Genomic DNA, 18,880 nt, shown 5'->3' with positions numbered 1-18,880 from the left:
CCCTTTTTAAAAAAATATCGTTTTCGTCTGTAGAAATATATGCCAAATTTCCTAAAACATTAATATACAATGCGGTTTGGTAACACTGTGCTATACAATTTAAATCCACCATCTACATTCTTCACCTTATATCCTTTTTCCATTAACATACGTGCAGCAACATATCCCCTCATACCGAGCTGGCATGTAAGATATATTTCTTCATTTACTGGAATTTCATCTAATCTTTCACGTAATTCATCTAATGGAATATTGATTGAACCCTTAATCATCCCTTGTTTCAACTCATTTGGTTCACGGACATCAATCAAATACCCACCATTTTGGACAATATGGTCAATCTCATGCCACTGCACTGTATCTACAAGCCCTTCCATTATATTACTTGCAGCATACCCGATCATGTTTACTGGATCTTTTGCAGAAGAATACGGCGGTGCGTATGCTAATTCCAAATCTGGTAAATCCATTACTTTCAAATGAGCTTTCATAGCCGTTGCAATAACATCAATACGCTTATCTACACCGTCACGTCCAACAGCTTGTGCACCATAGATTTCTCCTGACTCTTTATTAAAAATCAACTTTAATAAAACGGGATATGCATTTGGATAGTAACCTGCATGAGAGTTCGCCTGTACATGCACTACCTCATAGGGTATATTTAAGCGCTGTAATACCTTTTCATTCCCCCCCGTTGAAGCTACCGTTAATTCAAATACTTTTGCAATTGATGTTCCCATCGTTCCTTTGTATACAGACTCTGTATGCCCATGAATAATATCCGCTAATAGACGTCCTTGTCGATTTGCTGGCCATGCTAACGGAATCATTGTTTCTGTTTCCGTTACAAAATCTTTCACTTCAATCGCATCACCAATCGCATAAATAGACGAATCAGAAGTTTGTAGTTTTTCATTTACTTTAATTGTCCCTCTTACTCCAAGTTCTAGTCCTGCTTCTTTTGCTAAACGACTCTCTGGCTGGACACCGATAGAAAGAATAATCATATCTGTATTAATTTTTGCACCACTTTTTAAGCGTACGACTGCTCCATCTTCTTCAAAAGCATCTACTCCGTCTTCCAAAATAAGCTGAACGCCATGCTTTTCCATATGTTCATGTACATACGCTGCCATTTCATAATCAATTGGTGGCATTACTTGATTATTCATCTCAACGAGCGTCACTTCTATTCCTTTTTCTCTCAAATTTTCTGCCATTTCAACCCCAATAAATCCTCCACCGATGACAGTCGCATGGCGTGGTTTCTTCTCATCAATATACCCTTTAATACGATCCGTATCTGGTACATTCCGTAATGTAAACAACGCCTTTGCTGTTTCAATTCCTGGAATAGATGGCACAATTGGTTTTGATCCTGGTGAAAGAATTAAAACATCATAAAACTCTTCGTATGTTTCATTTGTCATTACATTTTTCACAATAATTGTTTTTTCTTCTTTATTAATTTTTATCACTTCACTTAATACACGTATATCTAAATGGAATCGCTTTGACATCTTTTCAACGGTTTGCACTAACAACTTCTGTCTCTCTTGAATCACACCGCCAATATAATATGGTAACCCGCAGTTCGCAAATGAAATATATTCTCCTCGCTCAAACATAATAATTTCATCCTCTTCACTTAAACGACGAAGACGTGCTGCTACTGATGCTCCGCCTGCAACCCCACCGACTACAATAATTTTTTTGCTCATATTTCCCTAACCTCCACAACTATTTTTGCTTACTGCTACGGATATATAACAACTCCTAATTACATATACCCGTATAGGTATATAATAACCATAAAAAAATATAATGACAATATATACGGCTCGAACTTTATACTTGTTCACCAAATTGAAACAAACTGAGCATTTAAAAAAACCGCTGATTCCAGCGGCTTCACACATACTTCCGATGCACCATCTTTCCATCATAAGAAAAGACAACATTTTTATTCTCCACGACCGACTCCATATGCACCGTTCTTCCCCATAGCTGATGAATGTAAGGCAATACTTTCTCTAAGTATTTTAAATCAAGCTCAATTCCTTCATAACTATGCTTAATATACAGTTCACCGTTCTTTAAATGGTCTCCATCTTCCACTACTAAGTATGGAAATCCGCCATTTGTCCTCATATTAACGAGCTGATCACGAACATGTTCCCACTCTTTATCAATTACCTTATATTCTTTCCCTTGGCGCTGGAATAAGTACATATCTTCTCTCATCACAAGTTCTTTATTTAAATAGTTTCTAAGGAATGATACGTCCCATTCAATTTCCCGTACTTCAAAGATTTTTTCCCGACCTGATCCCGGTTTTACACCGCGCATTTTCATTTCTTCCGTTGGATTATTATAGCGTTCTTCAATATCCTCAAAGATTTTGATACCGAGGTAATATGGGTTAATGCTTGTTTTCGACGGTTGCACTACACCTGCATTAAGCTTCGCAAACTCGATTGCTTCATCAGAGGTTAAGTCCATTTCACGAAGAATGCGCTGATGCCAGTAGGACGCCCAGCCTTCGTTCATGATTTTTGTTTCTAGTTGCGGCCAGAAATACAACATTTCTTCTCGCATCATCGTTAAAATATCACGTTGCCATTCGTCTAGTTCTCTACTATATTCTTCAATAAAGAGAAGTAAATCTTTCTCTGGCTGCGGCGGGATTTTCTTTTTCTTTCGTATATTTGAACGTTCTCGTTTTTTATTTCTATCATCTAAATTCCACAAATCATCATACTGTGAAACTCGTTTCTTTTCTACTTCTTCCTCTTCTAAGTCATCTATACTCCAAGCAAGCTTCGGCCTCATAAGCGATGGATCAATATGTTCTTGAATGGCTAAAACAGCATCTAAAAACGTTTCTACCTCTTCTTTTCCATATTTATGTTCATACGCTTTAATTCGTTCTGCTGTCGCTGCCATGCTTTCAACCATATCGCGCTTCGTATTTGAGAAGCGAATATTATTTTTAAAGAAGTCACAGTGTGCTAAAACGTGCGCCACAATTAATTTATTTTGAATCAATGCGTTTGTATCAAGTAAAAATGCATAACATGGATCAGAGTTGATGACAAGCTCATATATTTTACTAAGTCCCAAATCGTAATGCAGCTTCATTTTAAAGAACTGTTTCCCAAAACTCCAATGTGAAAACCGCGTCGGCATTCCATATGCACCAAATGTATAAATGATTTCCGCTGGACATACTTCATAACGCATCGGATAAAAATCCAGCCCAAATCCAGTTGCAATTTCAGTAATTTCGGCAATTGCATATTGCAGTGCTTTATCATCACTAGCTCTCATTATTTTCCCTCCTTACACTTTCCCTTAAAACAGTGTATGAGGGGAAACAAGCTTTCATGAAGACTAAACACATCAAAACAAAAATTCAATCTAAATAAAAAACACCTTTTAAGTTTACAAGGGATTTTATATTTCTATAGCGAATAATTAAAATATATGGTAATAACCTCTGAATTAAACGAAGTTATGGCCCCTTATAAGGAGGTAGCAAAATGAAATGGAAGGTGCATCGAGATCGAGGTTTTCTATATATTGTTTTTGGATCGGGTCTATTATCAAATCTACTTTTAACACTCCCACTATGGTTAGATCCTACATTAACTTCTGTTGATTTTATTATTTTTCTTTCCATTATTGCAGTTTTTAATTTCTTTTGGTTTTGGATAACCTTTGATATTCGATATGAATTTAGAGAAAAGACTTTCTACGCACGTTGTGGCCCGTTTCGCTGTAATATTCCTTATGAAGATATTACGAAAATCAATAAAACGAATGATATGCTTATGGGGTTTCGTTTATCTGCAGCTTTAGAAGGCATTGAAATTCATTATCCTAAAGCACTTTTCGGTAGTGTAAAACTTTCTCCACAAGATCAAGATGCATTTATAGCATTATTAAAAGAGAAATGTCCTAACCTACAAAATACTCCATCTAAAAAAGAAGTTAAAAATAGTTAGCTCAATTTCACGAAAACGAATTCCACAATAAAAGGCATCCTTGTACAAAACAAGAATGCCCCTTTTATTATCCTTCAATAACTTCAAGCTTCTCCGTAATCGGTGTACGCGCTTTTCCTTCTGGCTTTTTATCGAAATAACCAATATGAAGAATCCCAACAATACGTTGTCCTTTTGTTAGTCCAATTCCTTTTATAAATAAAGGATTATAATTTAGCCCACCTGATTTCCAAACACAACCTAAACCACGTTCCCATGCTAGTAACTGGAAGTTTTGCATAAATGCACATACTGCTGCGTAATCTTCATCACGTTGCACTTGACGTGGATCTTCATCCATATAAACAACAATTTGAGCCGGCGTACTTAAAAAACGATCTGATAAAATTTTACCTCGTTTTGCTCTTTCTTCTTCTGTAAAAGAATTTAACACAGCATCTACTAATGTTTTACGACCTTCTCCAATAAATAATTTACATTTCCATGGCTCGCGATGCTGATGGTTTGGTGCCCACGTTGCATCATTTAATAATTCAATTAATAATTCTTTTTCTACTGCTTTATCTGTAAATGTACGAATGGAACGTCTTTCCTTAATGATATTCGCAATGGAAGTATATGTAGTCATATGTTTCTCTCCCTTATTTTCATCTATATTTATACGTCTATTATTGATATTGATATTGATTTTCAATTTCGATTATAACGCAGTTTTCTATCATTAATCAATGTTTTATGTTGTAAAACTAACAAAAAACTATTTTGTTACATCGCGAAAAAAAACTTGAAATGTTCACAAGTTTTTCACAACTTCTCCACAACTTACGGACATGCTATATGTAAAGTTTTCCATTTCATTCAATTAGGAGGAATTTGTATGTACAAAAAAATGGTATTAAGTATGACTATGGTAGCACTGCTATTTGGAGTCTCTGTCTTCCCAGCTGCAGCCGCTACACAAAAAGAAGTTGTAATGCATCATCATAAGATAATCTCGGAAGAACAAATCCAGTCATTAGAAAAACAAGGTTATAAAAAGCATGAAATTTGGAAAGCTGCACACATTGCAAAGATTAGCCAAAAAGATATTAACGATGTTTTATCGTACTATAAACAAAATAAATCTTGGAAAGAAACAGCGAAACATTTTGGCGTGGATCCAAAGAAACTGCATAAACATCATATGAGTAAAGAAATGAAACAAGCACTATTGCAAAAAGTAGCCGAAATGCAAAACTCCACTCCAGAACAAATGAAAAAAACAATGCAAGATAACCATATTCGTTTACATCACCTAGCGGTTCTAACTATCATTGCACAAAAAAGTAATACACCATTCAATGATGTATTACAAATGAAAAAAGATGGCATGCATGTCAAACAAATTGCAGAAAAATTAAATGTGCAGAAAGAAGATATAAGAGCCGAAATGATGAAATTAATACAGTCTGTAAAGCAAAACAAGACAAACTAAATATAACAAAAGGAAGAAGCATTTGTTGATCTTCCTTTTGTTATGAGTAAATTAGAATATATGAGAAATTTACTAAGATGAACACCGTTAATATGTGTATTCCCCCATCTCATACTCACTTTGATTCTTTACTCCAGCGTGCAATTCAAGATGTAAAAATAATTCATCAAATTGAAAAAAGGCTGTTCAAAAGACAATCAATATCTAACTTTTGAACAACCTTTTTTATGTTTCCTGTATAAATTTCTGCCTTCCCCAAAAACTAACGAGAGCATTCCATATAAGGGAAAGAGGTGAAAAATATGTTTGGCTTACCACGAAAAAAATCTAAGCCAGAAAACAAAAAAAAGAAGTGTACCGTCCCAGAATTCATTCATACGATGAAAGAATCTAACGATTTTGTTTCTTATAACGTAACAGAAGATGGAGCATTATGCCTATTTTATTATAAATCTGTCGTAGAGTCGCTCTTAATTAAAAAGTACATTTTAACACCTGTTAAAAATCAATTAGAACAAATCCAAGACATCGCCGATTTGATGAATATCGTCTCTATTGAAGACATTATTACCTCGCCTTCCATTAATGATATTCGTGAAAAGTTATTAAGTGGATATGTGCTCATTAAACTACAAAATATATCACAGACTACGCAATATGCTCTAATACGTGCAGAAAGTACCCTCCTTGGTAAGCGTTTATATAACGATACAGAAAATGAATATAGTGTAATTGGACCTAAAATTGGATTTGTGGAAAATATGGATACGAACCTTCACTTATTACGTCAGTCCATTGTAACAGAGCAATTAATTTTTAAAGAAGTTATTGTCGGATCTCTATCCAAGACAAAAGTTACAATTGCTTATATAGAAGGAATTACGAGTGAACAACATATTAATACCACTACACAACGTCTGCAAGGTATTGATTTTGATGTTCCTTTTGATGCAACAATGATTGAACAATTTATTAGTGATAATAGTAACTCACCGTTTCCTGTTTTGTTACCAACTGAACGAGTTGACCGTGCCGTATCAGCTTTAATTAATGGACAGGTATTAATTGTAACAGATGGCTCTCCCTATGCATTAGCCGGACCGACAACACTATTGGATTTCTTTGTTTCTCCAGAGGACTACTATTTACCGTGGGTAATTGGCTCATTTTTTCGGATGATTCGTTTTTTTGGTGCCATATTTTCTTTGTTTTCTTCTGCCATTTATACAGCTGTATTAACATTTCACTATCAAATGATTCCTTCAGATTTATTAGGGCCTATTATTTTTTCTAGAGCTAATGTACCCTTCCCGCCCATTTTAGAGGCACTCTTTCTAGAAATTACGATTGAATTACTACGTGAAGCTGGCGCCCGCTTACCTACAAAAGTTGGGCAAACGATTGGGATTGTTGGTGGAATTGTAATTGGACAAGCTTCTGTTGAGGCCGCTTTAACTAGCACTATTTTATTAATTGCAGTAGCATTATCAGCGCTTGCTTCTTTCACAACACCAACTGTAAAGATGTCTACTACCATTCGTTTACTCCGGTTTCCCCTTATTCTTTTAGCAGGTGCATTCGGAGGACTTGGTCTTATCATAGGATTTGTTTTTATATTGGCACATCTCCTTCATTTAAAATCACTTGGATCACCGTACTTACTACCCTTATATCCATTTCATGGTTTAGGTTCATCTGAAGGTTTTATCCGCTTGCCATTTAGTCAGGCTGCTCAGCGTCCTTCGTTTCTACGTCCAAAATCAAATTGGCGCTATAACCCAAACAAGGCAAAAAGAAAACGTGATGGTGAAAATACATGAAAAACATTCTAACTTTATTAATCATTGGGCTGTTGTGCTTCCAATCTGCTTGTACACAAACATCTACGATAGATACTCAGAGAATTATTCACATAGCTGGATTCGACATAACAAAAGACAGGAGATTTCAAGGTACTATTTTATACCCAGATTACACGCTTGGTGTAAAAACGAAACCAAAAACTCAGTCAACAATAGCAAGGTCGCTTGAAACAATCGCTTCTCGATTGAATGCAAAGTCGCCTCATAATGTTGTTGTAGGACAAATGCGTGTCGTATTATTTGGAAAATCTTTTGGTACTTATGGAATTGCTGACATTATTAGCAATTTACAGCGTGATCCCAATGTTGGACGAGATGTACAAATGGCAATTGTAGACGGCTCAGCGGAAAAACTTGTAAAACATATCACGTCAAATGGTTCTTTATACCTAGCTGACTTGCTTGAGCAAAATATGATGAATGAAAATATTCCTCGAACGACTTTGAATGTTTTTTTATATGATTATTTTTCATCTGTAAGTGATCCGTTCATCCCTTACATTCAAATTGCTGATGATCACGCAGTTTCTGTAAATGGACTTGCCTTTTTAAAAGAAGACAAAGTGGTCATGTATACCGACAAAAAAGACTCGTTTTTAGTAAAATTGCTTGTTAATCCGACTAAAAATGGTCGTTATGAAGCACCAATAAAAAAGGATAACCATACGGGTCTTGTCGTAACACAAAATTTATCTGGGAAGAGCACCTATTATGTCAATCAAACCGGTGACATTCCTAAAGTAAAGATTCGCTTAAAACTAAATGGACTAATAAAAAACTCTCCAGATTGGCTTAATTTAACAAAAAAAGAAAATATAAATTATGTCAAAAAACAGGTAGAGCAAATGATTGAACAACAGTCAAAAAACTTAATTCAACAATTTCAACAAAAAGAAATAGATCCTTTAGGAATACGCGATCAAATTAGAAGCCGAACGAGAAAATGGGATATAAAACAAATTCAAGAAATGTATCCAGATGTAGATATAGATGTTGAGGTTCATGTAAATATTGTGCAATCTGGTATCGGAGAATAGTGAGGTGATGAAATGAATAAGAACAGTAAAGAAATAACTGTTTCCCCTTACTTTGCATTTATTTTGATGCACTCTCTTCAAATCGGAGTAGGGATTTTAGGGTATCAACGAATTATTATAAAAAATGCTGGCTACGACGCCTGGATTTCCCTTATTCTTTCAGGTATTGCAACTCATATTGTATTATTTTGTATGTTAAAAATGCTAGAGAAAGATGAAGACCTAACCAATATCCATACAACTTGCTTCGGAAAATGGATTGGCTCCTTTCTTTCTTTATTCTTCACTATTTATTTTCTATTATTTTGCCTAACTGTTCTTCGTACATATATTGAAGTTATCCAAGTTTGGGTATTTCCAACGATTAAATTATGGAAACTCACTTTGATTTTTTTATTAGTGACTTACTACATTATAAAAGGAGGATTTCGTTCTGTAACAGGAATATGTTTTTGGGGCATCGTACTCCCTATTTTTATATTGTTCTTTTTAATGTTCCCGATGAAATATGCGCATTTTCGTAATATCCTACCAATTTTTACCCACTCACCTTTAGATATTGTAGAATCAGCTAAAGACTCCTCGTTAGAGTTTCTAGGATTTGAAGCACTACTCGTCTTTTATCCACTTCTTGAAAAAGGAAAATCTTTAAAAAAGTGGGCGCATGGTGGTATTGCTTTTACAATCATTCTTTATGTAATTTTAGCGATAGTCTCTTTCATGTACTATAGTGAAGGACAATTACAACACACAATATGGCCTACGTTAACAATGTTAAAAATTATTAAGGTTCCTTTTATTCAACGGTTTGAATATATTATTATTTTTGTGTGGTTTCTTATCATTTTACCAAATCTTTGTTTAACAATTTGGTCATCTTGTCAGTCTATGAAGCGTTCATTCCGTATCCCATTTAACATCACACTGCCTTTTTTTACTTTTGTTGTATTTATTGCTTCTTTATTTTTTACAAATCGAGAAAGTATCAACACATTAAACACAATCCTATCCGAATCCGGTTTGTACATTGTATACATCTATGTTCCTTGCCTTTTTCTATGGCATTCAATTCGGTGGCGTTTTAAAAATAACAAAACTTCATCGTAGGAAACCACTAGAAAGTTTGGTACAATTTTACTAACACAAAAACAAAGGGGAAAAGCAGATGAAAAAATATCTATTCTCTCTACTTGTAATAAGCAGCCTCATACTCTCTGGATGTGGTGCAGCGGACAAGAAACAAACGTCTGAACCTAAAGAAGAACACGCTTCTCATTCTCAGCAAGGTGACATCCAAGAAACAACGAAAGGCTTCGACACGCTCCCAACCTTTTTAGACAAGCTAGATCCGCAACTGAAGGACATATATGCTGTTGCAGGAAAAAATGCCGAATTATTAAATTGGATACCTTGTTACTGTGGATGCGGAGAAAGTGTGGGACATAAAAACAATAAAAACTGTTTTATTCGTGAAATTAAGAACAATGGAGAAGTTGTTTGGGATTCCCACGCAACAACCTGTGTAAACTGTTTAGAAATTGCAGTCGAATCAGCATCGATGCAGCAAAAAGGAAAAACCACTCTTGAAATTCGAAACTACATTGATAATAAATATAAAGAAGGCTATGCAAAACCAACGCCTACACCAATGCCAAAAGCGTAAAAACGAGGAATTTCCTCGTTTTTTTATTTTTCACTCAACATTTTCCTTAACAAATTCTTTCAAGTGTATTTCTTCTCTCTTGTCGTAAACTATTTGTAACTCCTCAGTAAGGAGGGTACACAATGCACACATATAACGACTACGATAAGGCTCTCTATTACACATATTGTTGTAATTGGGACAAGTTGCTTGTATTAATGGTACAAACTGATGATCAATTATTTTCTAAACGAATTGAACATTTTTTACATGCTTATAAATATAGTAAAGAACTTCCAGAAGTAGATAAACAACTTCAGCTTCTATTTCAATACATTGACCATGCTTCACAAAAATCACATTTAGAAGAAATAGATCAAGTACAAATGTAACCGAAGCGCTATTCTCTCCTCCGAGAATAGCGCTTTTTGAATATTTTTCCATACACCTGTTCATAATACACATATCAATAGTGGATGGACGTGATCATTTGCATAAATCCTTATCTGTATTTCTCTGCATGATTATATTGCTTATCGGTTGTGAAAAAGCGAATAATCCTCATTCGTTTCAAGGGGTAAAACAGGAAAAAGACATATGGAATATCTTAATTATCGGCAGCGATTCACGAGGCGAACGACAAGCTCGTGCTGATACAATTATGATTGCCCAGTACAATAAAAAAGAAAATACAGCAAAGCTTGCTTCGATTATGCGAGATAGTTATGTAGAAATCCCTTCTTATGATAAAAAATATAATAAAATTAATGCTGCCTATTACTACGGCGGTCCTGAACTATTACGAAAGACGATTCAACATAATTTCGGAATCGATGTTTCTCATTACGTTACGATCGATTTTGAAGCATTTGTTAAAATTGTGGATACAATCGCACCTGAAGGTATTGAAGTCAATCTTACACAAACAATAATCGATGATATGGGACTACATTTACAGCCGGGGATACAAGCTCTTCATGGAAAGGATTTATTAAAATATGCCCGCTTTCGTCATGATGCTGAAAGTGATTTTGGTCGTGTGAAACGGCAACAAGAAGTACTCCGGGCATTGAAACAAACCCTTACTGATAAAGTTCACTCTATAGATGGAGTACTAAATTTACCAATAATGGCACACGAACTCTCTCCATATATAAAAACAAATTTAGATACACCAACGCTATTTACACTTGGAAATAGCATTTTATTTCAACCCATTGATAAAATGGAAACAATGCGAATTCCAATTGATAAAGAATATGAACCAGCTCTTACCGAACACGCTGGCTCCGTCTTAAAAATAAATCAAAAAATAAATAAAGAAGCAATTCAAAACTTTTTTAATGCTACAAAAGCTGTAAATCGTCCCTAAAAAAACAAGGTTTGTGAACCTTGTTTTTTTATTTCCAAGTTTTCTTCTTATAAAACTTTCCTTGATAAAAATATTTTTCTCTTCCTTTTTTTATACGCTTCATACTATAATTTAGTATGTAACTATTATAAGAGAGGTAAAAAACATGGAACGTGAGAAAAAACAAGAATATGCTTTGTTTACTGCTTGGGGAGCTTCGTTTATCGCTACACTTGGAAGTTTATATTTTTCCGAGATCATGAAGTTTGAGCCTTGTGTACTTTGTTGGTATCAACGCATTTTTATGTATCCATTTGTTTTATGGCTTGGTATTGCAGTTGTAAAAAAAGACTATCGCATTGCTACATATTCTTTACCAATTGCAAGTATCGGTGCCTGTATTTCGCTATATCATTATGCAATTCAAAAGGTTTCTGCATTCTCAGAAGCAGGAGCTGCTTGTGGACGTGTACCTTGTACAGGAGAATATATTAACTGGTTTGGATTCGTCACAATTCCGTTTTTAGCACTTATCGGATTTATCACGATTGCAATTTGCAGTTTAATTGTAATCAAAAACAAATAAGGAGATGAAATAATGAAAAAAATGCTTATCTTTGGCGGTATCATTATCGTTTTATTTGCAGCTATTTTAGCCATAACAAATATGGAATCAAAAAAGAAAGAAAGTTACTATACAAATAAAATTTCAGCCGATGAAATTCGTAAAAATAATGAAGAGAAAAAAGAACAAATCATTTATTTCTATCAAACAGGTTGTGTACACTGTGAAAAAGTTTCACCTATCGTTGTTCCAATGGCAAAAGATATGAATATTGATATGAAAGTCATTAATATTTTAAACGACAACCCAACTTGGGATGAATATAAAATTGAAGGTACACCAACAATTATTCATTTTAAAGATGGCAAAGAAGTAAGTCGTATTCATGGCGAAAAGCCAAAAGAAACTTTTGAAAAATGGTTTAAGGAAAACAAAAAGTAACAAGAAAAGGAAACTTCCTCTATACATGAAACGTGTGTAAAATCCCACACTAATGTATAAGGAGGGGGTTTTATGCCAGAAGTACGATGTTCTGTTTCCAATTGTTCATTTTGGGGACAAGGGAACTTTTGTCAAGCAAATGCGATCTTTGTTCAGCCTGATGATCAAAACACGAATCAGTCAAATAATGACTCTTATACAAACGCGGCCTTAACAGGTGAAACACTTGAAAGTTCTGCGGCAACAAGCGTTGAAACATGCTGCCAGACGTTTAGACCGAAATATTAATACATGAATCCCCATCTCCTTTTGAGATGGGGATTTTTCTTTCTTTTCTCCCTCATGTCTTTCATAATATGTATAAAGTGAAGGCTTTTACGGGCAGCCTACCCCCACCTAACATCTTTGCTTTCGCTGAATTTTGAAGTGGGCTCTTACTGCCTGCAAATAGCGGGATAAACATAATATTTGAGGAGCGAACATAGATGAGACACGTTTTTTGTATCGGAGAATTACTAATCGACTTTGTATGCCGTGATGTTCATTCATCATTAACAGATGGTAAACATTTTGAAAAGAAAGCTGGCGGAGCTCCAGCAAATGTTGCAGCCGCTATTACAAAACTAGGAGGACACTCCTCATTTATGGGGCAAGTCGGAAAAGATCCATTTGGAAATTTTCTTGAAAAAACATTACAAGATGCACATGTGAACACCTCTATGCTTATAAAAGAAAAACAAACAACACTTGCATTTGTATCAATTGATGAAGATGGGGAACGAGATTTCACCTTTATGCGAGGAGCCGACGGTGAATATACATTTGAAGAAATTAACCTTGCTGTTATTAAAAATAACGATATTATCCACTTTGGATCTGCAACTGCATTACTACCAGGTAATTTAAAAGAAACATATATCAAACTTTTGCACTATGCCAAACAGAACGACATATTTATTTCCTTTGATCCAAATTATCGTGATGCATTAATCAAAGATATCCCGCAATTTCGAAAAGATTGCCTGATTTTCATTTCAAATGCACACTTTGTCAAAGTAAGCGATGAAGAAGCAATACTATTAACTAAGGAAACAAATATGCATCAAGCGGCACAATTATTATTGTCATACGGAGCAAAATCTGTTGCAATTACGCTTGGAAAAAACGGGACACTTCTTGCAACAAAAGAAAAACAAATCATTATCCCTTCTATTATCGTTCAACAAATAGACACGACAGGTGCAGGTGATGCTTTTGTTGGAGCAATGTTATATCAATTTTCAAACGAAGAATATAAGTTCCTACCAAATTTTACAACTCTAAGTCATTTTGTTGCATTTGCAAATAAAGTAGGTGCCTTAACTTGTACAAATTATGGAGCAATTGCTTCCCTTCCGACGCTAGAAGATATAGAAGCATACCGCTAAAGGTATGCTTCTACATCATAACAATCCCATATTTCCAAGCATCATGCATCACCGTCATATACACAATCAATATAAAAACGGTTCCAAATAATGTTACCCTGCGATATATTCCATCTTCCCCTTCTCTCGCTTCAACAAAGGACCAAATAAAGCCAACTAAAAGCACTAAATCAATATAAGTAATGTAAAGATCAAACATAAATGATACATACAAATAAATAATAAATAAACAATTTGTTAACAAAAAGATTTTAAATGCAAATTGGCTATTCCCTTTTTTCATAACGCGCCCGCCCCCAATCTGTACTGTATTATATTCACAAGAATAGAATAGTTGCGATTGGACCAACTAATTTAACAGAATTTCGAAGTAAGTTTTCTTCCTCAATTTGTGTAAAGGTGATTGTACCAATAAAGTGAAACTTTGAAGAGTTCATGCTTTACGAACAAACAAGCTACCGCTTATTTACGGTAGCTTTTACTGAACGTTATATTTCCGTTTATAAATATTACTTAAAGTGGAATAAGGCACTTGCTCATAACGAATTTTTTCACCTGTTTCATCCATAATATACAAATTATTACCTATATAATAGCTTCCATTTTTTCCGCGAGAATAAACAGCATATCGTTCATTTGGCAATACCGTTTTTACTTTCGTAAATTGACCATTTGGTTCTTGCCAATATATATTCATACGATCCACAAGTGTTAATATTCCAATTTGTTCTTCTTCTATTATACGTCCATTCCAGCTTGTAACACGATATCCAAGCTTATGCGCTGCATATTCTGGAGATGTATAAAACTGAGAAATAATTACTTTGGTTTGTAACGATACCCGGGCATATAGCCATTGTATGTCTCGATCATGCATACGAATGCAACCGTTTGATTCCCTTCTTCCAATCGATCCTTCTCGATTTGTACCATGAATTGCATATTCTTTTTCATTTAAACCGAGCCACCGTGTTCCAAGTGGATTATTCGGTGCACCACCGGGAATTTTTTTTCGGTGATATTCTTTATTTTTATATTTGTTAATAATACAAAATGTTCCTTCAGGAGTTGGTGTGCTTTGTCTCCCTGTTGTTACCGGGAATGTCCTTATATAATTTCCATTTTCAAAAAAAGATAGCTGATTTGTCGTAAGATTAATCAGTATTAAATGGTCTGCACTAGCAAAAGTATTGATTGGTAGACAGAAAAAGAGTATTACAAATAAACATACTTTTTTCATTCATATCCCCCCGAGCATCCCCCTTTAAAATTGACCATAACATATGATGGTACAGTTAGTTTTTACTACGAGCTCTATTCTTATGAATGAAAATACAAGGCCCCTTCCTGGTTATTTTTATCCGTTCACAATTACACCGCCATTCACATGAATAATCTGTCCGGAAACATATGTGGAATCACCTGAAGCTAAGTATACATAAGCAGGTGCTAATTCATATGGCTGTCCTGGTCTTTTCATCGGTACATTGCTTCCAAATTCAGATACCTTCTTCTTATCGAAACTCGCTGGAATAAGTGGTGTCCAAATCGGCCCTGGTGCAACGCCATTTACACGGATTCCTTTTTGAACTAACGATTTTGCAAGTGAACGAGTAAAAGCAACAATCGCTCCTTTTGTTGCAGAATAATCAATGAGCTGCTCATTTCCTTCATACGCTACAATAGAAGCTGTATTTATGATTACATCTCCCTCTGTTAAATGTGCGAGAGCGGCTTTTGTAACGTGAAAATAAGAAAAAATATTAATGCGAAATGTTTTTTCAAGTTGCTGTGCTGTAATATATTCCAAACTTTGCTGTGGATATTGCTGTGCAACATTATTTACAACAATATTTAAACCACCTAGCGCCGAAGCCGCTTCTTTTACAATATGCTGACAATGTTGTTCACTACTTAAATCTCCTGAAAGTAATATGCACTTTACACCTTGTTTTTCCACAAGTCTTGTCGTCTCATTTGCATCTTCATGCTCATCTAAATAAGCAATAGCAATATGTGCCCCCTCTTTAGCAAAAGCAATGGCTACCGCCCTTCCAATTCCACTATCTCCCCCTGTAATGAGTACATTTTTTCCTTTTAATTTTTCACTGCCACGATAATTAGGATCTTCATACTCTGGGAGAGGGTTCATAATTGATTCAATCCCTGGTTGTCTATTTTGATGCTGCGGTGGTAATGTTAAAAACTTCTTTTGTTCTGACATCCACTATTCCCCCTTTCATATTTCTCTCTTTTATGATGTACACAATTATGAAAAGTACTTATATAAAACCGAAATATAAGGGCATTTTTTTGATTAACATTCGAAATTAAGACATAAAATATGAATTGTTATAAATTTTTTTGTGCAAAACTCTTGCAATATGACTTAAAAACGAATATTATATATAACTGTTGTGAAAATTATTCGTAAACAGAAAGGATGTTTATATGTTTAACCTTTCGAAACATAAAACTTCTATTAAAACTGAAATTATGGCAGGTATTATTACCTTCTTAACAATGGCATATATCATTGTCGTAAACCCTGTCATCCTTGGGGATGCAGGTGTTCCGTTTGAACAAGCATTTACAGCGACAATTATTGCAGCTGTTGTCGGAACATTATTTATGGCAATCTTCACAAATTTACCAATTGCAATTGCACCGGGTATGGGACTTAACGCTTATTTCTCTTACTCTGTTGTAAAAGCACATGAAGGAATGACATTTGCAATTGCATTCTCTGCTGTATTCGTAGCAGGTATGATTTTAATTTTGCTATCATTCACATCTTTCCGTACAAAATTAATGGAAGCAATTCCTGAAAACTTAAAACACGCAATTACTGCTGGTATTGGCTTATTTATTGCTTTTATCGGTTTACGCATGACAGGGATTGTAGTAAAACATGAATCAAACTTAGTTGGGCTTGGGGATCTTCATTCTGCTCCAGTATTACTAGCGTTAGCTGGACTTGGAATCACACTTATTCTTATGTCCTTAAATGTAAACGGCGCATTATTCTTCGGAATGTTATTAACAGGAATTATCGCTTATTTCACAGGACAGTTAACATTCTCAAAAGGCATTACATCAATGCCTGGATTACCAGAAGGAATTATTGTTTCTAATCCAATTACAGCTGTTTCTGATGTTATTAATTACGGGTTATACGGCGTAGTATTCTCTTTCTTCCTTGTTACACTATTCGATACAACAGGTACACTACTTGGTGTTGCTCAGCAAGGTGGATTTATGAAAGATGGCAAACTTCCAAAAGCTGGACGAGCTCTTCTATCTGATTCTTTCTCAGCAACGATTGGTTCTATGTTCGGAACGACACCATCAACAGCATATATTGAATCATCTGCAGGTGTTGCAGCTGGCGGACGTACTGGTTTAACAACAATTACAGTTGCTGTACTATTTGCAGTTGCTGCATTCTTCGGCCCTCTAGTAGGTGCTGTTTCAGGTGTTTCAGCGATTACATCTCCATCGTTAATTATTGTTGGTAGCTTAATGATGGGATCTGTACGTCACATTGATTGGGATACATTCGACGAAGCATTCCCTGCATTCTTAGTAATCTTAAGCATGCCACTTACATCAAGCATCGCAACAGGTATTGCACTTGGATTCATTTCATATCCACTTATGAAAATGGCAAAAGGACAATTCCGTGCTGTTCATCCACTTGTATACGTATTTGGTATTTTGTTTGCTTATCAATTGATTTTCTTACCGCATTAATAAAAAAGCCTTGGTTCGTAAATTTCATGAACCAAGGCTTTTTCTAATATTTCTCATTCATTTGCAATTCTTTACTATACTTTTGGATTAAAAACGAAGAAATAAACATCACCAGTCCCGTGCTGAAACCAATTAGTTGATCTAATAAAAGTTCGTCATGAATCATAAAGCGTAATAAAAATACTCCACCAAAAATGAGCATTGCCAAATATCCAATGTGTCGAATTCCTTTATATACATTTTCCACATATATCATTCCTTCAAACATTATATCCATATTATACCACATATTGAACTAGAATAGATTTTATATTCAATCTATTCCCAAAAACAAAAAACCTCTTAAAGAGGTTTTACATTCATTAACTTTGCAAAAATGCCTGCAAATCCGCAAATTGTCTTGCCGCATCCTTATATCCTTGCTCATATAAATTTTGCAGTTTTTGTGGGTCTTTTTCCATTCGGTCTACTTGCAATGGTACTTCTGGACGAATGACAAATAGATTACCAGCTAACTCTTCTTTTTCAATATAGTGAAGTGTCTCATTGTATACTTCATAACGAGAAAGCATCGTATTGACAAGATTAGGATATTTTTTATAAGCCTTCGCTGCAATCCATCCAAATTTTGATTTTTTCTTAACATATCCATGATTTCTCGTTAAAATAACAACTGATTTCTCATAGCCATCTTTCTGTGCTTTCCGAACTGGGATTGGATCCGAAATTCCACCATCCAATAATTGTTTACCACGGTAATTTACAACTGGTGCGATAAATGGCAATGAGCTAGAAGCTTGTAGTAATGTCAATGCATCTTCATTTGTTCCTTCTTTTTCAAAATACATTGGTTTACCTGTTTCACAATCTGTCGTCCCTACTAGAAAACGCTCTGCGCTATTAAAATATGTGTCAAAATCAAATGGCACATGCTTTTCTGGAATTTCATGAAAAATAAAGTCCATATCAAATAGTTGCCGTTTTTTCCATAAATTTTTGTAAGATAAGTATCTCGGATGTGTTGCATAATCAATATTTACTGTTTTATTCCGATTTCTTTGTCTTGAAATATATGACGCCGCATGACACGCCCCTGCTGAAACACCAATAATATATGGAAAATATAAATCCTGTTCCATAAAGTATTCTAGTATTCCACCTGTATATACGCCGCGCATACCGCCGCCTTCTAATACTAAACTCGTATTTTCAAGCATTGCTTTCTCTCCTCTTTATATATATAGACTCTTTAATTATTCATCTTGTTAAGTATCTCTTTCTATTATATATGAGTCTTTACAAAAACCATATTCAGAAG

The 18,880-nt window shown here is 34.9% G+C and carries 21 protein-coding genes; 13 read left to right on the top strand and 8 right to left on the bottom strand.

Going from position 1 to position 18,880, the window contains the following annotated elements; translation table 11 throughout:
• Positions 1 to 59: 59 nt before the first annotated feature.
• Positions 60 to 1,724 carry a CoA-disulfide reductase gene (gene cdr / locus J4P91_RS21835; protein ID WP_207995814.1) on the bottom strand — a complete coding sequence of 555 codons (1,665 nt, stop codon included), beginning with the start codon at positions 1,722 to 1,724 and terminating at the stop codon, positions 60 to 62.
• A gap of 190 nt (positions 1,725 to 1,914) precedes the next feature.
• Entirely contained in the window at positions 1,915 to 3,333 is a 1,419-nt protein-coding gene (spoVR, locus tag J4P91_RS21830; protein WP_207995813.1) for a stage V sporulation protein SpoVR, read from the bottom strand.
• Between the two features lie 212 nt (positions 3,334 to 3,545).
• On the opposite strand from spoVR, the gene J4P91_RS21825 reads away from it, so the two are divergent.
• A complete protein-coding gene (locus tag J4P91_RS21825) occupies positions 3,546 to 4,010 on the top strand; it encodes a PH domain-containing protein (protein ID WP_207995812.1) in 465 nt (154 codons plus the stop codon).
• Positions 4,011 to 4,077: 67 nt separating this feature from the next.
• Here J4P91_RS21825 and J4P91_RS21820 read toward each other — a convergent pair whose 3' ends face one another.
• Complete coding sequence (locus J4P91_RS21820; RefSeq protein ID WP_017153185.1) at positions 4,078 to 4,638, bottom strand: nitroreductase family protein; 561 nt, start codon at positions 4,636 to 4,638, stop codon at positions 4,078 to 4,080.
• 249 nt (positions 4,639 to 4,887) lie between these two features.
• On the opposite strand from J4P91_RS21820, the gene J4P91_RS21815 reads away from it, so the two are divergent.
• From J4P91_RS21815 to J4P91_RS21765, 11 genes are all read left to right on the top strand, one after another.
• Positions 4,888 to 5,484, top strand: a complete 597-nt coding sequence (locus J4P91_RS21815) for a hypothetical protein (protein ID WP_207995811.1) — start codon at positions 4,888 to 4,890, stop codon at positions 5,482 to 5,484.
• Positions 5,485 to 5,786: 302 nt separating this feature from the next.
• Positions 5,787 to 7,304 (top strand): spore germination protein, encoded by a 1,518-nt coding sequence (locus tag J4P91_RS21810; protein ID WP_207995810.1) that lies wholly within the window; start codon positions 5,787 to 5,789, stop codon positions 7,302 to 7,304.
• Positions 7,301 to 8,383: a Ger(x)C family spore germination protein gene (locus J4P91_RS21805; RefSeq protein ID WP_207995809.1), complete on the top strand. Its 1,083-nt coding sequence runs from the start codon at positions 7,301 to 7,303 to the stop codon at positions 8,381 to 8,383. Before J4P91_RS21810 ends, J4P91_RS21805 begins: the two co-directional genes overlap by 4 nt.
• 12 nt (positions 8,384 to 8,395) lie before the next feature.
• Positions 8,396 to 9,490, top strand: coding sequence for a GerAB/ArcD/ProY family transporter (locus J4P91_RS21800; RefSeq protein WP_207995808.1), 1,095 nt, complete (start codon positions 8,396 to 8,398; stop codon positions 9,488 to 9,490).
• A 58-nt stretch (positions 9,491 to 9,548) separates the two neighbouring features.
• Entirely contained in the window at positions 9,549 to 10,046 is a 498-nt protein-coding gene (locus tag J4P91_RS21795; RefSeq protein ID WP_207995807.1) for a PCYCGC domain-containing protein, read from the top strand.
• A gap of 122 nt (positions 10,047 to 10,168) precedes the next feature.
• A complete protein-coding gene (locus J4P91_RS21790) occupies positions 10,169 to 10,417 on the top strand; it encodes a YhdB family protein (RefSeq protein ID WP_017153190.1) in 249 nt (82 codons plus the stop codon).
• 98 nt (positions 10,418 to 10,515) lie between these two features.
• On the top strand, positions 10,516 to 11,397 hold the full coding sequence (locus J4P91_RS21785) for an LCP family protein (protein WP_243763959.1): 882 nt from the start codon (positions 10,516 to 10,518) through the stop codon (positions 11,395 to 11,397).
• A gap of 145 nt (positions 11,398 to 11,542) precedes the next feature.
• Positions 11,543 to 11,962 (top strand): disulfide formation protein C, encoded by a 420-nt coding sequence (locus tag J4P91_RS21780; RefSeq protein WP_207995806.1) that lies wholly within the window; start codon positions 11,543 to 11,545, stop codon positions 11,960 to 11,962.
• A gap of 12 nt (positions 11,963 to 11,974) precedes the next feature.
• A complete protein-coding gene (locus J4P91_RS21775; RefSeq protein WP_207995805.1) occupies positions 11,975 to 12,382 on the top strand; it encodes a thioredoxin family protein in 408 nt (135 codons plus the stop codon).
• 72 nt (positions 12,383 to 12,454) lie between these two features.
• Positions 12,455 to 12,670 (top strand): DUF1540 domain-containing protein, encoded by a 216-nt coding sequence (locus J4P91_RS21770; protein WP_207995804.1) that lies wholly within the window; start codon positions 12,455 to 12,457, stop codon positions 12,668 to 12,670.
• A gap of 197 nt (positions 12,671 to 12,867) precedes the next feature.
• Positions 12,868 to 13,809, top strand: coding sequence for a carbohydrate kinase family protein (locus J4P91_RS21765; RefSeq protein ID WP_207995803.1), 942 nt, complete (start codon positions 12,868 to 12,870; stop codon positions 13,807 to 13,809).
• A 10-nt stretch (positions 13,810 to 13,819) separates the two neighbouring features.
• On the opposite strand, the gene J4P91_RS21760 is transcribed toward J4P91_RS21765, so the two are convergent.
• The 3 genes from J4P91_RS21760 to J4P91_RS21750 form a co-directional block, all read right to left on the bottom strand.
• Entirely contained in the window at positions 13,820 to 14,092 is a 273-nt protein-coding gene (locus J4P91_RS21760) for a hypothetical protein (RefSeq protein ID WP_207995802.1), read from the bottom strand.
• Between the two features lie 195 nt (positions 14,093 to 14,287).
• The gene (locus J4P91_RS21755; RefSeq protein WP_207995801.1) at positions 14,288 to 15,049 is read right to left on the bottom strand and encodes a L,D-transpeptidase; all 762 of its coding nucleotides are present in this window, start codon (positions 15,047 to 15,049) and stop codon (positions 14,288 to 14,290) included.
• A 117-nt stretch (positions 15,050 to 15,166) separates the two neighbouring features.
• The gene (locus J4P91_RS21750) at positions 15,167 to 16,033 is read right to left on the bottom strand and encodes an SDR family oxidoreductase (RefSeq protein ID WP_207995800.1); all 867 of its coding nucleotides are present in this window, start codon (positions 16,031 to 16,033) and stop codon (positions 15,167 to 15,169) included.
• A 227-nt stretch (positions 16,034 to 16,260) separates the two neighbouring features.
• Here J4P91_RS21750 and J4P91_RS21745 point away from each other — a divergent pair, with 227 nt between their 5' ends.
• Entirely contained in the window at positions 16,261 to 17,562 is a 1,302-nt protein-coding gene (locus J4P91_RS21745) for an NCS2 family permease (RefSeq protein ID WP_017153200.1), read from the top strand.
• Between the two features lie 43 nt (positions 17,563 to 17,605).
• Here J4P91_RS21745 and J4P91_RS21740 read toward each other — a convergent pair whose 3' ends face one another.
• Both J4P91_RS21740 and J4P91_RS21735 read right to left on the bottom strand, forming a co-directional pair.
• Complete coding sequence (locus tag J4P91_RS21740) at positions 17,606 to 17,809, bottom strand: hypothetical protein (protein ID WP_026049291.1); 204 nt, start codon at positions 17,807 to 17,809, stop codon at positions 17,606 to 17,608.
• A gap of 115 nt (positions 17,810 to 17,924) precedes the next feature.
• A complete protein-coding gene (locus J4P91_RS21735; RefSeq protein WP_207995799.1) occupies positions 17,925 to 18,779 on the bottom strand; it encodes a patatin-like phospholipase family protein in 855 nt (284 codons plus the stop codon).
• Positions 18,780 to 18,880: the final 101 nt, after the last annotated feature.

The organism is Bacillus sp. XF8 (assembly GCF_017498755.1).
Lineage (GTDB): Bacteria > Bacillota > Bacilli > Bacillales > Bacillaceae_G > Bacillus_A > Bacillus_A bingmayongensis.
The sequence above is the reverse complement of the archived record's forward strand: the minus strand, read 5'-3'. Positions and strand labels throughout refer to the sequence as shown.

Bases quoted from the DNA above. Each gene is read 5' to 3' on its own strand.
- cdr (WP_207995814.1), bottom strand. From the start codon at position 1,724: ATGAGCAAAAAAATTATTGTAGTCGGTGGGGTTGCAGGCGGAGCATCA.
- spoVR (WP_207995813.1), bottom strand. From the start codon at position 3,333: ATGAGAGCTAGTGATGATAAAGCACTGCAATATGCAATTGCCGAAATT.
- J4P91_RS21825 (WP_207995812.1), top strand. From the start codon at position 3,546: ATGAAATGGAAGGTGCATCGAGATCGAGGTTTTCTATATATTGTTTTT.
- J4P91_RS21820 (WP_017153185.1), bottom strand. From the start codon at position 4,638: ATGACTACATATACTTCCATTGCGAATATCATTAAGGAAAGACGTTCC.
- J4P91_RS21815 (WP_207995811.1), top strand. From the start codon at position 4,888: ATGTACAAAAAAATGGTATTAAGTATGACTATGGTAGCACTGCTATTT.
- J4P91_RS21810 (WP_207995810.1), top strand. From the start codon at position 5,787: ATGTTTGGCTTACCACGAAAAAAATCTAAGCCAGAAAACAAAAAAAAG.
- J4P91_RS21805 (WP_207995809.1), top strand. From the start codon at position 7,301: ATGAAAAACATTCTAACTTTATTAATCATTGGGCTGTTGTGCTTCCAA.
- J4P91_RS21800 (WP_207995808.1), top strand. From the start codon at position 8,396: ATGAATAAGAACAGTAAAGAAATAACTGTTTCCCCTTACTTTGCATTT.
- J4P91_RS21795 (WP_207995807.1), top strand. From the start codon at position 9,549: ATGAAAAAATATCTATTCTCTCTACTTGTAATAAGCAGCCTCATACTC.
- J4P91_RS21790 (WP_017153190.1), top strand. From the start codon at position 10,169: ATGCACACATATAACGACTACGATAAGGCTCTCTATTACACATATTGT.
- J4P91_RS21780 (WP_207995806.1), top strand. From the start codon at position 11,543: ATGGAACGTGAGAAAAAACAAGAATATGCTTTGTTTACTGCTTGGGGA.
- J4P91_RS21775 (WP_207995805.1), top strand. From the start codon at position 11,975: ATGAAAAAAATGCTTATCTTTGGCGGTATCATTATCGTTTTATTTGCA.
- J4P91_RS21770 (WP_207995804.1), top strand. From the start codon at position 12,455: ATGCCAGAAGTACGATGTTCTGTTTCCAATTGTTCATTTTGGGGACAA.
- J4P91_RS21765 (WP_207995803.1), top strand. From the start codon at position 12,868: ATGAGACACGTTTTTTGTATCGGAGAATTACTAATCGACTTTGTATGC.
- J4P91_RS21760 (WP_207995802.1), bottom strand. From the start codon at position 14,092: ATGAAAAAAGGGAATAGCCAATTTGCATTTAAAATCTTTTTGTTAACA.
- J4P91_RS21755 (WP_207995801.1), bottom strand. From the start codon at position 15,049: ATGAAAAAAGTATGTTTATTTGTAATACTCTTTTTCTGTCTACCAATC.
- J4P91_RS21750 (WP_207995800.1), bottom strand. From the start codon at position 16,033: ATGTCAGAACAAAAGAAGTTTTTAACATTACCACCGCAGCATCAAAAT.
- J4P91_RS21745 (WP_017153200.1), top strand. From the start codon at position 16,261: ATGTTTAACCTTTCGAAACATAAAACTTCTATTAAAACTGAAATTATG.
- J4P91_RS21735 (WP_207995799.1), bottom strand. From the start codon at position 18,779: ATGCTTGAAAATACGAGTTTAGTATTAGAAGGCGGCGGTATGCGCGGC.